Source organism: Candidatus Roseilinea sp. NK_OTU-006 (assembly GCF_012931985.1).
GTDB lineage: Bacteria > Chloroflexota > Anaerolineae > J036 > Brachytrichaceae > JAAFGM01.
In genome coordinates, this window is the sequence record NZ_JAAFGM010000007.1 from 116632 (window position 1) to 129124 (window position 12493).

At 62.4% G+C, this 12493-nt stretch carries 11 protein-coding genes; 2 read left to right on the forward strand and 9 right to left on the reverse strand.

Annotated elements, in window-relative coordinates:
* Nucleotides 1–23 precede the first annotated feature (23 nt).
* From GXH28_RS06245 to GXH28_RS06285, 9 genes are all read right to left on the reverse strand, one after another.
* On the reverse strand, nt 24–779 hold the full coding sequence (locus tag GXH28_RS06245; RefSeq protein ID WP_169238160.1) for a Maf family protein: 756 nt from the start codon (nt 777–779) through the stop codon (nt 24–26).
* 156 nt (nt 780–935) lie between these two features.
* Complete coding sequence (locus tag GXH28_RS06250) at nt 936–1943, reverse strand: rod shape-determining protein (RefSeq protein ID WP_169238161.1); 1008 nt, start codon at nt 1941–1943, stop codon at nt 936–938.
* A 50-nt stretch (nt 1944–1993) separates the two neighbouring features.
* Nucleotides 1994–2422, reverse strand: coding sequence for a F0F1 ATP synthase subunit epsilon (locus GXH28_RS06255; protein ID WP_169238162.1), 429 nt, complete (start codon nt 2420–2422; stop codon nt 1994–1996).
* A 79-nt stretch (nt 2423–2501) separates the two neighbouring features.
* The gene (atpD, locus tag GXH28_RS06260; RefSeq protein ID WP_169238163.1) at nt 2502–3929 is read right to left on the reverse strand and encodes a F0F1 ATP synthase subunit beta; all 1428 of its coding nucleotides are present in this window, start codon (nt 3927–3929) and stop codon (nt 2502–2504) included.
* Between the two features lie 36 nt (nt 3930–3965).
* Nucleotides 3966–5786: a hypothetical protein gene (locus tag GXH28_RS06265; protein WP_169238164.1), complete on the reverse strand. Its 1821-nt coding sequence runs from the start codon at nt 5784–5786 to the stop codon at nt 3966–3968.
* 108 nt (nt 5787–5894) lie between these two features.
* Complete coding sequence (gene atpG, locus GXH28_RS06270; protein ID WP_169238165.1) at nt 5895–6821, reverse strand: ATP synthase F1 subunit gamma; 927 nt, start codon at nt 6819–6821, stop codon at nt 5895–5897.
* Nucleotides 6822–6894: 73 nt separating this feature from the next.
* On the reverse strand, nt 6895–8607 hold the full coding sequence (gene atpA / locus GXH28_RS06275; RefSeq protein ID WP_169238166.1) for a F0F1 ATP synthase subunit alpha: 1713 nt from the start codon (nt 8605–8607) through the stop codon (nt 6895–6897).
* 214 nt (nt 8608–8821) lie between these two features.
* Nucleotides 8822–9571, reverse strand: coding sequence for a biotin--[acetyl-CoA-carboxylase] ligase (locus tag GXH28_RS06280; RefSeq protein ID WP_169238167.1), 750 nt, complete (start codon nt 9569–9571; stop codon nt 8822–8824).
* A gap of 221 nt (nt 9572–9792) precedes the next feature.
* Nucleotides 9793–10167 (reverse strand): hypothetical protein, encoded by a 375-nt coding sequence (locus GXH28_RS06285; protein WP_169238168.1) that lies wholly within the window; start codon nt 10165–10167, stop codon nt 9793–9795.
* Between the two features lie 54 nt (nt 10168–10221).
* Here GXH28_RS06285 and GXH28_RS06290 point away from each other — a divergent pair, with 54 nt between their 5' ends.
* Complete coding sequence (locus tag GXH28_RS06290) at nt 10222–10914, forward strand: Crp/Fnr family transcriptional regulator (RefSeq protein WP_169238169.1); 693 nt, start codon at nt 10222–10224, stop codon at nt 10912–10914.
* 145 nt (nt 10915–11059) lie between these two features.
* Nucleotides 11060–12487: a cytochrome ubiquinol oxidase subunit I gene (locus GXH28_RS06295; protein WP_169238170.1), complete on the forward strand. Its 1428-nt coding sequence runs from the start codon at nt 11060–11062 to the stop codon at nt 12485–12487.
* The last annotated feature ends 6 nt before the right edge of the window (nt 12488–12493 follow it).

A 12493-nucleotide genomic window follows, 5' to 3' on the forward strand; every position in this document is an offset into this window, starting at 1 on the left:
GATTATACCGGAGTTGCGGCGCGCTACGCTGAGCCGCGGGGCGACGTCAAGCGCGTAACGACGTGGTGCGGATCGTCTAACACGCGTGGGCATGGCGCGCCGGTGAACGCCACACACACCGGCGCGGGGTCCGGCAAATGCGGCAGCAGCATGCGCAGGTGACACAGGGCGAGACCAACGACGTTGAGCGGGCAGCCGCGAATCTGCGCGATAGGCTGGAAGGATGGATGCTGAGCGGCATAACCGCCGGCCTTGTCGAACGGGTCGCCGGTGGCGATGTAGGCCTCGATTTCGTCGAGGCTATAGTCGCGCATGGTGACTTGCGACGAGACAATGTTCATGCGCTCCTGATCGCCCTGGCGCACCACGATTGCCGATTGCACCTCGTGCGCGCGCCCGCGCAGGCGACGCAACATCGTTCGCGCCTCATCAGCATCGGCCGGTTTGTTCAACATCTCGCCATCCAGCAGCACCGTCGTGTCGCAGGCGATGATGATCGGATCGGAGACCGGAGATTGGGGATTGAGGATTGCGCGCGATATAGGCAACCGCTCGACTTGGGCCGCACAATCTCCCACCTCTAATCTCTTGCGGGCAATGCGTGCCTTCTCACGCGTGATGCGATGTTGGGTCTCGAGCGGCGTCTCATCCGGCAGCGGGGTCTCGTCCACATCCGCCGGGCATACCTGAAACGTCACCCCGAGCAAGGCGAGTAGCTCACGCCGGCGAGGCGAGGCAGAAGCGAGGACGATCGAGGATTGGGGATTGAGGATTGACAATTTAAGATTGGAGATTGGAGATTGGAGATTGGAGATTGAAGACTGAGAATGAGGGATTGGCAGGTGCGATGAATCTCTAATCTCTAATCTCTAATCTCTAATCTCTAATCTCTAATCTCCAATTTCTAATCTCCACCCACATGCCAAAACCCGCAATCAGCCGATAAACTCGGTGCGCTTGAGCACCTCGATGTTCTCGAGCGCGCGACCTGTGCCGAGGGCGACGCAAGCAATCGGTGCGTCGGCCACATAGGCCGGGACGCCGGTCTCTCGGGTGAGGTATTCGTCGAGCTTGTGCAACAAGGCGGTGCCGCCGGTCAGCGCCATGCCGCGGTCAATGATATCGGATGCCAACTCGGGCGGCGTGCGTTCCAGCACCGACTTCACGCACGCAGAGATCTGCGCCAGCGGTTCCTGCAGGGCTTCAACAATTTCGTTGGTCGAGACCTCAATCGTGCGCGGCAGGCCAGTGACCTGGTCACGCCCCTGCACTTGCATGTACATCTCTTCTTCCAGCGGGAGCGCGCTGCCGATGTTGATCTTGATTTCTTCCGCAGTTGGTTCGCCAATGGCCAAGTTGTATTTGCGGCGAATAAAGTTCTGGATAGCCGCGTCGAGCTTGAGGCCGCCGACGCGCACAGAGTTGGCGACGACGATGCCGTTCATCGAGACCACGGCGGCCTCGGCGGTGCCGCCGCCAATATCAACCACCAGGTTGCCTGTGGCGGTATCCACCGGCAAGCCCGCGCCGTAGGCGGCGGCCAGCGGCTCGCGGATCGGATAAACCTCGCCGGCGCCGGCTTCGATGGCCGCCTCACGCACCGCGCGACGTTCAACGCTCGTCACGCCGTAAGGGACGCCGATCACCACGCGCGGCGGCAACAAGCTGAAGCCCTTCGCTTTATTGACGAAGTGCTGCAGCATCCTCTGAGTCACCTGGTAGTCGGCGATCACGCCATCGCGCAGCGGCCGGGCGACTTCAATCTCGTCGGGGGTGCGGCCGTACATCTGGCGCGCCTCTTCGCCAACTTCCACCACCGTCTCCTCGCGCGAGAGAATAGCAACGACGGAGGGCTCCTGGATCACAATGCCCTTGCCCCGCACATACACCAGCACGTTGACGGTGCCGAGGTCTATGCCGATCTCTGCCCGAAGGATGCCCATGTCGTTCTCGCGATTCGCAAATCCTGCAGCGCGCCGGCGCGCGTCTGGCGTCAGTTGCGCGCCTCGCTGCGATGGGCGCGCCGGCGCATGGCCACGTTCAAGCGCACCGTGCTCCGACGTAGCGCCGCCTCGAGCTTGAGCAGGTCTTCTTTGTTCGGCGGCGGGTTCTTCAGTAACGCTTCGGCACGCGCGCGAGCAGCTTCGGCGCGGGCGATGTCAATCTCATCGGCGCGTTCGGCGCTGTCGGCCAAGATGATCACACGGTTGTCGTGAATATCCACGAAACCGCCGCCGATGGCGAACTCCTGCACTTCGTCGCCAATCTTGACGCGCAGCTCTCCCGGCTTCAGCGTGGAGAGCACCGGCGCGTGATGTGGCAATACGCCCATCACGCCACCGGCGCCGGGCACGGTCACCATGTCCACTTCGCCGCTGAATGCGACGCGCTCGCTTGTGACGATTTCTAAATGCAACGGCATAAGCAAATTAAGCGTTGAGGAAAAGGCCGCCAGGTAGGCGCTCGCCCGTCGCCGCCCTCAATGCGGCTCGGCGGCTTGCTCAACTCTGTTCAGCGCGGGCCCTCTCGTATTCCTCCCACACCTCATCAATCTTGCCTTTCATGAGGAAGAAGCTCTCCGGCACCTCATCCAGCTCGCCCTTCAGAATGCGGTCGAAGCCGTCCACGGTGTCTTTGATCTTCACGTAGCGACCCTCGCGGCCGGTAAAGGCTTTGGCCACGAACATGGGTTGGCTGAAGAAGCGTTCGATCTTGCGCGCGCGGGCGACCAGGAGCTTGTCGTCTTCACTCAGCTCGTCCACGCCGAGGATCGCGATGATGTCCTGTAGGTCCTTGTAGCGTTGCAACGTGCGTTGCACCTCGCGCGCCACGCGGTAGTGATCAGGCCCGACGATGTTCGGGTCGAGGATGCGGCTGGTGCTGGCCAGCGGATCCACAGCCGGGAAGATGCCCTTCTCGGCAATGGAGCGCTCCAGGTTGACCGTCGCGTCCAAATGGGCAAAGGTAGCCACCGGCGCCGGGTCGGAGTAGTCATCGGCCGGCACATAGACCGCTTGCATCGAGGTGATCGAGCCGCGCTTGGTGGACGTGATGCGCTCTTGCAACTGGCCCATCTCGGTCGCCAGCGTCGGCTGGTAACCCACGGCCGAGGGCATACGGCCCAGCAGCGCCGACACTTCTGAGCCGCTCATCACGAATCGGAAGATGTTGTCTATGAACAGCAGCACATCGCGGCCTTCGTCGCGGAAGTACTCGGCCATGGTCAGGCCGGTGAGGGCCACGCGCAGGCGCACGCCGGCCGGCTCGTTCATCTGGCCGAATACCATCACCAGCGAGTCAATCACGCCGGCCTCGTTCATCTCTTTGTAGAGCTGCGTGCCCTCGCGGGTGCGTTCGCCCACACCGGCGAACACCGAGTAGCCATTGTGGAACTTGGCGATGGAGTTGATCAGCTCCTGGATGGTCACCGTCTTCCCCACCCCAGCGCCGCCGAAGATGCCGGTCTTGCCGCCTTTAGTGAAGGGGGCGATCAGGTCAATCACCTTGATGCCGGTTTCCAGCATCTCGACCGAGCCTTTCTGTTCGTCGAACGAAGGGGGAGGTCGGTGGATCGGGTATTTCAGCTCGGTCTGCGGCGCAGGCCGGCCGTCAATGGGGTCGCCCAGTACGTTGAAGATGCGCCCGAGCGTGGCCGGGCCGACGGGCACGCTGATCGGCCCGCCCAGCGCACGCACCGTCTCGCCGCGGCGCAAGCCATCGGTCGTATCCATCGCCACGGTGCGCACGACGTCGTTGCCGAGGTGCTGTTGCACTTCGAGCACCAACCGTCCCCCGGGCCGCTCGATTTCGAGGGCGTCGTAAATCTCAGGAAGATGCTCCGGCGGGAACTGAACATCAACCACGCCGCCGCGAATGGCAATCACCTTGCCGACGGCCGTTCCGTTGCCGCTTCCATTTTGTTTCGACATGCTCTTTGCTCCGTTTGATATTTCGATCGCGTCTCGTTATCTGGCCTCTAGCACCACATACACGGGCAGGCCGCTCCGCTCATGTGCAATGAAGGCTTCGACCACCTGCCGGCCCATCCGATTCGCGATTTCGGTGAAGTCTTTTCGGCGATTATAAACGGCAAACCGCTCCCAGAGCACGATGTAGCGCCGGTTGGGATCCTGCAGCATCTCGGCAGCGCGTCGGCGGAAGCCTTCGTCGGCCTGCTCGGAGAAGCCGAAGATCTCTATCGGCCGCACGCGATCCGCCGTCAGCACGCGCAGGTTCTTCTCAATGCCCCAATCCAGCGCGACCGGCTGATGCACGGCGTTGGCATCCAACCAATCGGCCAACTTGTAGATCGCATCGGAGAAGCGCCCCGTCCCGCCTGTGCGCGCTAGGGTCGCGTGGTGTTGTTCATTGACCCACACATCGCGGCTGAAAGGCAGCGCGAGAAGCAGACAGACAAGGAGCGGGGGCAAGGAGGCGACCAGGCGATTTCTCTTTGTCTCCGTGACCCTTTGTCCCCGTGTCACGCCGCCTGTGACGAACTCCGCCAGCCACACCGCGGCACAAGCCACCACCCACTGCGGCAGGGGCAACATGATGAATTGGTGGGTGGACCACAAGCCGGAGACGGTGAACGCGCCCAACACGACCAGGGTGGCGATGCTCGCCAGCACCGCGAAGAAAAGGCGCGACGCATCGCGCTTGCCTTGTTGTGCCGGCGGCTGGTCGCCCAAGCCGCGCCCACGGATGATCGCCAGGGCCCCGCCGACGGTTGCGCTGAGGATCAAGGTCGGCACGGCATAGACGTTGCCGAACGGCACGCCGTTGTACCAAAAGTAGCTGCCGTCCACGAACACACGCGCGTCGTCAACCGCTTTTTGGATGTTGTGGAAGAAATCCAGATTGTTCACGCCGAACTGCTGCGTCGGCCGCACGAGCGAATCGAGCAGGAGCGTGACCGTCCACGCCTGGCCATCGCGGATCAAGCCGACGATGTTGTAGTAGATCAGCGGAGACGCGCCGAGCAGCGCGCCAACCGCCGTCCACCCCAGCGCCGGCGCAAGCGCAGCCAGGCATTCCCGCTGGCTCTGCAAGCGACGCGCCGCGCGGCTGCGCGTGAACCACATCACCGCGCCGATGACCAGCAGCACGATCACCCAGCGCAGGAACAACAACTTAGCCCACAGCCCCAGGCCGATGAGCGCGCCGGCGCTCAGCGCCAGCAGCCGAGAGGCTGAGGATAAACCACGACGCGTCGCGCTCGGCCCGCGGTGCTCGATGCGCGGTTCTCGACGCTCCCTCCGAATCACCGCGTCGAGCAACAGCAGCGAACCGATCGAGCACACCGTCATCACACTCGTCACGCTGATGCCCTGCCGGCTAAACCAAATGAAGGAGGGATTGACTGCCAGCAGCAGCGTGGCCAAGCCGGCGACGCCGTAGCCGAACCAGCGGTGCGCCAGCCACCAGGCCAGCACGATGGTGACGCAGGAGAAGAAGATGGGCTGCGCCCGCGCCGCCACATAGCCTGGCCCAAAAACCCCCATGAAGGGCAAGGTCAGGTATCCGCCCAGGCTCCCCATATAGTCGAGCAACATAACCGGGAAACGGCCGATGCCGATGCCGCGCAGCAACTCCGGCTGTCGGCCCTGCATCACGTCCAGCATCGGCGCCAGGTCGAGCGCCTCGTCGTAATAGAAGCCGGGCAGATGCAATTGGCGCAGCGCGAAGGCCAGGAATAGGACCACGGCGGCAACGAGCGGGAGATAGCGCGCGACTCGCGCCGCGATTAATTTTGCTGCTGCGGGCGCAGCTCGCACAAGATCCATGGTGCGCAGGCTGCAGGCATGGCGAACCCGGCGAGCCAGCGGCCCATGCCGGCATGACTGCCTTTGAACGGAGCCAACGGCGGGCCGGATCATCCGTTCCGGGTCTGCTCACAGAGCGCTGCCGGCAGGCATCCCTAGGGCCTTGGCGGCTTCCTCCATGGCCTGGCGCAGCGCCTCGGCGCCGCCGGCGATGTCGAGCAGTTCGTTGGTGATGCCGGCCTGGCGCGCCTTGTTGTAACTGAGCGTGTAGGCCACGATCAGGTCCGAGGCGTTGTCCGTGGCGTTGCGCATGGCGATGCGCTGGGCGGTGTAAAAGCTGGCCAGCGATTCGAGCACCGCCTGATACACCTGCATCTCGGTGAGGCGTGGGAGGAGCGTGTTCAGGATCTCCGACGGCCCCGGCTCAAATTCATAGGCCGGACGAGGCCCGCGGCGCGCTTGATCCGGCATGATTGCTTCGCGCGTCAGGGGCAGAAGCCGTTTGATGACGGGCTTCTGCTGGGTGGCGCTGATGAACTCGGTGTAGATCAGATACACCTCGTCAGCGGTGCCGCTGAGGAAGTCGTCAATCGCAGCGCGCGTCGCGGGCGTGGTGTCCAACAGGGTCGGGCGCGCCGGCATGCCGGAGAAATCCGCAGCGATCTTGCCGCCGCGCCGGTAGATGAAGTCGCGGCCCTTCTTGCCGATGGTGATGAAGTGCACCGGCTTGCCATAGTCACGCGCGAAGTTGAACGCGACGCGGGAGACGTTGCTGTTGAACGCGCCGGCCAGGCCGCGGTCGCCGGAGATCAAGATGACGGCGGCGCTGTTAACCTGTTCGCGCTGGGTGAGCAGCGGATGCCTCGTCTCGCCGCCGGCCAGCGACGCGACGCTGGCGAGCAAATCGCGCGCGCGTTGTGAATACGGGCGCGTAGCTTCAACCATCTGCTGGGCGCGCCGCACGCGGCCGGCCGCCACACTCTCCAACGCTTTGGTGATCTGGCGGACGTTCTTGACGCTGCGAATGCGTCGCTTGATTTCTCGTGCTGTGGCCATAGCTCAAGTTTTGAGTTTTGAGCTTTGAGTTCTGAGTTGGTTGGATGCACAACTCAAAACCAAGAACTCAGCGCTAGCTAAAGGTGCGGTTGAACGCCTCGATCGCGCTGCGCAGCTTGGCGATATTCTCGTCGCTGATGCGCTTCTCCGTCATGATGCCGTTCACCAGGTCCGGATAGCTCATCTCGATGTACTTGATGAACTGTTGTTCCCAGTCCTGAATGCGGTTGACCGGGATCTTGTCGAGGTAGCCATTGGTGCCGGCGAAGATCGCCACCACCTGCGCCCACAGCGGACGCGGCTCATACTGCTTTTGCTTGAGCAGTTCCGTCATGCGCCGACCGCGCTCCAGCAGTTGCAGGGTGGTCTTGTCCACATCGCTGCCGAATGTGGCGAACGCTTGCAGCTCGCGGAACTGCGCCAGGTCGAGCTTGAGGCGGCTGGCCACTTGCTTCATGGCGCGGGTTTGCGCGTCGCCCCCTACCCGGCTGACGCTGATGCCGACGTTGATGGCCGGGCGAATGCCCGCGTTGAACAAGTCGGTCTCCAGGAAGAGCTGGCCGTCGGTGATCGAGATCACGTTGGTGGGGATATAAGCGGACACGTCGCCGAGCTGCGTCTCGATGATCGGGAGCGCGGTGAGTGAGCCGCCCGTGCGTGGATTCTTCACCAGCTTGTATTTCTTGCCGGTCTCGGCAGCCAGCGCCTTCATGTCGTGCTTAGCCGTCTCTTCGCCGATGGCGCCATCGTAGATCTTGCCGTTGGCGCTATGGCCGTCGCCCCACTCGTCGCTGTCATCGGCCTCGCGGATCACCCATTGATAGGCCAGGCGCGCCGCACGCTCCAACAGGCGCGAGTGCAAATAGAAAATGTCGCCGGGATAAGCCTCGCGGGCCGGAGGGCGGCGCAACAGCAGCGACACCTGGCGATAAGCGTAGGCGTGCTTGGTCAGGTCGTCGTACACGCACAGCGCATCGTTGATGAACTGGCCGCCGATGGTCACGCCGTTTTCCATGATCTCTTCGCCCATGGCGCAGCCGGCGTAGGGCGCGATGTATTGCAGCGTGGCCGAGTCGGCCGCCGAGGCGACGACGACGATGGTGTAGTCCATCGCGCCGTATTGCTCCAGCGTGCTGACCACGCGCGCCACCTGCGCCAGCTTTTGGCCGATGGCGACGTAGATGCAGACGACGCCCTTGCCCTTCTGGTTGATGATCGTGTCAATGCAGACGGCCGTCTTGCCGGTGCTGCGATCGCCGATGATCAGCTCGCGCTGGCCACGGCCGATCGGGATGAGCGCGTCAATCGCCTTGACGCCGGTTTGCAGGGGCGTATCCACGTTGGCACGCTTGATCACGCCCGGTGCGATGCGTTCCAGCGGACGGAACTTGTTGGTGTTGATCGGGCCCTTGCCATCCAGCGGGCGGCCCAGCGGGTCCACCACTCGACCAATCAGCGCATCACCCACCGGCACCGAGATGACGCGGCCGGTGGAGCGCACGGTGTCCCCCTCTTCAATGTGGGTGTAATCACCGAGGATGATGACGCCAACCTCATCAGGCTCCAAGTTGAAAGCCAGTCCCAGTGTGCCGTCCTTGGTGAATTCCACCAGCTCTTGCGACTGCACATTCGTGAGGCCGGTGCACCGAGCAATGCCGTCGCCCACCTCCCTCACCGTGCCGACGTCCACGGCTTGGAGCGTCGGGGTGAAGTTCTCGATCTGCGCCTTGAGCGACGCAGCGAGCTCTTCCAGGTTGAAAGTCGAGGTCAAATCCGACCGAGTCATCTACGTTAATCCTCCGGGGTTCATTCTGCCAATCGGCGAACTGTTGCTTAAACGGGCGCAAGTATACCTTGAGCAGGCTAGGCGGGAGGCTATGAGGGGTGCGCTTCTGGCGAGGGGCATGCGCAACATATCATCGAGGATAGGCGCAGGCCACACCCGGCGCATAGCCACGTCGCGCCTGCAGATAAATGCGCCCGGCGATGAAGCAATACGCCTACAGGCCCAGGAGGTCGCCGAAGGTGACGATGCGTTCGCCGCTATCGGTCATCACCACCAGCGCGCCGTCGTCTTCCACACGCGCGGCATCGCCCACCACAACCTCATCGCCTACTTGCAGCCGAACGCGCCGACCAAGCGTATCAAGGTGGCGCACATAGTCAGCCAGCGGCGAGGTGGGCAGCATGGCATAGCGCGCACCGAACGCCGCCAACAACCTCTGGAGGACGACGTCGCGATCCACCGCATATCCTAGCGCCTCGCGCAGGCTGGTGGCGCGCTGCCTAACCTCCTCCGGCGCGTCATCGAAGAGGGTGTTCACATTCAACCCTATGCCCAGCACGGCATATTCGAGGCGATCGCCGATGAGAGACGATTCCACTAACACACCGGCCACCTTTCTGCCGTTCAGCAGCACGTCGTTGGGCCACTTCAGCCTGAATTGAAGCGCATCCCAGCCCGGTCTAAGCGGCGCGGAAAGGGTGGACGTGCGCGAATGAGCATCGGCCGGCTGCGCGCTCGCGGTCGCTTCGGCGATCTCACAGACGGCGAGCGCGCCGATCATGGTCAGCCAGCCGATCTGGCGCGGGTGCAGATCGGGCCGCAGCAGGATGGAGAGGTAGAGTGACTGGCCGGGCGGCGAATACCAGGCGCGGCCGGCTCGTCCTCGGCCGGCGGTCTGCTCATCGGCCAAGACGACAAGCCCCTCATCCGCGCCGTGCGCTGCGTAAGCGCGGCAAAGGTCCATCGTGGATGAGACGGTCTGGAAACGCCGAAGGGCGAACTTCACTGCGTCAGGCGTACGCTCGAATACGTTGCCAATTCGTCGGGATCGAGTGCGATGCCGAGGCTAGGTCCTCACATCGGTCATCCATGCCCTGGCACACGAAGAATCAGCGTTGACCGGGCGACGGCACCCCACCGAGCCTTCGTGCGATAGAGGCCGGAAAGCGTCTTCCGTCCAGGTGCTCAGGTCGGGTTATATTCGACGTGCAGCCATCCGTGCGTGCGCGCCCAGTCGAGCCGAACGGCGCCGGGCACGGTCGCAGGGTCGAACGCCGATGGGATGTGATGAGGGCTGTCGGTTGGGCCCACAATCCAGGTCTTAACACGCGCTGCATCGTAGGCAAGTTTGAAAGCGAGAGGCCGGTTTGTCCAATCCAGCATCGCCGCGATGGGTTGATCCGCGCGTCCGATATTTGCGGTGCGAACGGCGGTATCCTGCCTATTCGGCGTGGCGGTGCCATGCAACGCCAGGCGCGGGCTGATCAGGTCTCTCAGGCGCGTCTGGACGGCCTCTTCGGCCAAAGTTTGCAGGCAGAGCGAAGCTGTCCATTCAGTCATCGCGGTTGTTCGTGGGGGATGGGTGCTCGGCATGCCCAACGGTGTGTTTTTTCGATGTGGCAAACACTTCTCCAGACAGATTTGTTTCAGGGCCTGTCCCCTGAGGCGATGGAGCACGTGATGGCGGCGGCGTCACCGCCGAAGCTTCTTCCCGAAGGCCATGTGCTCTTCCAACAAGGCGAGCCAGCGGAAGCGTGCTTCGTGCTGCTCAGCGGGCGGGCGAATCTCTCTCAGCTTACTCCAAACGGTCATGAGACTGTGCTGCGCGTCATTGAGCCTGGGCAGGTGCTGGGCCTCACGGCGCTGCTGGGCGCCGGGGTCTATTCCGCCACAGCGCGCGTAGCCCAGCCGGCCACCGCGCTGGCTTGGTCCGGGACGGCGATCCAGCAACTCAGCCGGTCGCATCCGTTGATCTTGCACAATGCGCTGCACATAGCGCTGGAGCGCTACACTGCGCTGCAGCAGGCCTATTTGCGCCTGGCCTTCGAGACGGTAGATCATCGGTTGGCCGAGGTGTTGACTCGCCTGGCGCGCGCTCAGCCTGTCCAACGCGATGGGAGCATCGTCATTCGTGAATCGCGCGAGACATTGGCGGCGATGGCCGTGACCACGATCTTCACCGTGTCTCGGTTATTGAGGGAGTGGGAGCGGCATCGCATCGTTGCGCTGAAGCGGGGCATGGTGGTGATCCGTGACCTCCAGGCGTTGAGGCGCCTTGCTTATTCCGAATCCGCTGCGCTTCCCTGAGGGTCGTGCCAACCAACGTGACCGGATGAAGAATATCGGCCTCTCATGTGACGTTTGTCATGATTTCTGCTGCTACTTGCGCTTGCGCAAAGATCAAGCGCGTCTGCTTCCTTAAGTTCCTGATCAGGAACTTAAGGAGGTGACTATGTATCCCTTTTGGGAAGGTTTGGGGATTCACTCCACGCTCTATCTAGCAGTTGTATCAGCCTTTCACGTTCTGGTCTCCCATTTGACGGTGGCCGCGGCATGGTTCAACCTGTATTTGGAGCGCCGCGCCGTAAAGGAGCGCCGCGAGGAGCTGTACGCTTATCTGAAGCGCAGTGCATTAGGTTTGTTGGTGTTCGCCTACGTCTTCGGCGCTCTAGCCGGCGTTGGCATCTGGCAAACCACGACTTCGGCCAATCCACGGGGCATCTCCACGCTGATCCACAACTTTGTGTTGTTTTGGGGATCGGAGTGGTACATGTTCCTCATCGATGTCATCGGCATCATCGCCTACTACTACACTTTTGATCGAGTGAGCAGGCAAACCCACCTGCGCCTGGCATGGATTTTGGCGCTCGGGGGCACGGGCACGTTGAGCATCATCGTGGGCATCCTGTCGTTCAAGCTTACGCCAGGCCTGTGGTTGGAGACGGGCAATAGCCTAAACGGGTTCTTCAATCCTACTTTTTGGCCGCAGGTGTTCTTGCGCTTTGCGTTCATGTTCGCCATTACCGCGGCCTGGTCGGTGTTTGTGGCGGCCGGTTTGCCCAAGGGCTACTTTGATCGAGAGCGCATCATTCGCAAGGCATCCGCGTTCGGCCTGGTTGGCTTGATCGTCGGCGTGCTCGTATGGTTGGTGTGGTACGAACCGGCGTTGCCGTTGCGCGCCAAGGCGATTCTGCCTTCCCCCGCAATTCCGCAGCCGACTTTTCCGATGATCTACTTCGGATTGCTTGCCACGTTCATCGGCCTGCTGTTCGCGCTGATTGCGCCGGGGCGACAACGGCAGTTCATGGCATTGGGCGCGCTGGCGATCATGTTTCTGGCGATCTTCGGCGCAGAGCGCACGCGCGAGGTGTTGCGTAAGCCGGACATCATCTTTGGCTACATGTCATCCAACCAATTGCTGTTCAACGATCTGCCAGCGCGCGGCATCGTGAGTGAGGAGCGGGCGCTGGCACAAACGGGGATGTTGGGGCATTTGCCGTTTGTGCCTGCGCCCGATGCGATCGCCAGCACATCCGGCGATATGACTTTTGGGATTGGCGATCCGGAGGTGAGCATGGGGCGAGCGTTGGCCATCCAACAATGTGGTTCGTGTCATAGCGTCAGCGATCAAACCGCTCTCACCATCGCCGGCGTGAGGTTGGATTTGCGCTCACAGGCCTTTCTGTTGAAACGTCGCAACCTTGTCACGGCAGATCAAATTGACACCTATCTCAAAGCCATTGGGGGGTTCCCCTACATGCATCCCTTCGTCGGTAGCGATGCGGAGCGTCGTGCACTAGCGCGCTACCTGGAGGCCTTCCTGCATCACACCTATCCTGAGACGGCTGAACTAGCCAAGATGCAATCACAAGCGAGGTGAACAGTC

Coding starts and splice junctions, on each gene's coding strand:
- GXH28_RS06250 (WP_169238161.1), bottom strand. CDS start 1,943: ATGGGCATCCTTCGGGCAGAGATCGGCATAGACCTCGGCACCGTCAAC.
- GXH28_RS06255 (WP_169238162.1), bottom strand. CDS start 2,422: ATGCCGTTGCATTTAGAAATCGTCACAAGCGAGCGCGTCGCATTCAGC.
- atpD (WP_169238163.1), bottom strand. CDS start 3,929: ATGTCGAAACAAAATGGAAGCGGCAACGGAACGGCCGTCGGCAAGGTG.
- GXH28_RS06265 (WP_169238164.1), bottom strand. CDS start 5,786: ATGGATCTTGTGCGAGCTGCGCCCGCAGCAGCAAAATTAATCGCGGCG.
- atpG (WP_169238165.1), bottom strand. CDS start 6,821: ATGGCCACAGCACGAGAAATCAAGCGACGCATTCGCAGCGTCAAGAAC.
- atpA (WP_169238166.1), bottom strand. CDS start 8,607: ATGACTCGGTCGGATTTGACCTCGACTTTCAACCTGGAAGAGCTCGCT.
- GXH28_RS06280 (WP_169238167.1), bottom strand. CDS start 9,571: ATGGACCTTTGCCGCGCTTACGCAGCGCACGGCGCGGATGAGGGGCTT.
- GXH28_RS06285 (WP_169238168.1), bottom strand. CDS start 10,167: ATGACTGAATGGACAGCTTCGCTCTGCCTGCAAACTTTGGCCGAAGAG.
- GXH28_RS06290 (WP_169238169.1), top strand. CDS start 10,222: ATGTGGCAAACACTTCTCCAGACAGATTTGTTTCAGGGCCTGTCCCCT.
- GXH28_RS06295 (WP_169238170.1), top strand. CDS start 11,060: ATGTATCCCTTTTGGGAAGGTTTGGGGATTCACTCCACGCTCTATCTA.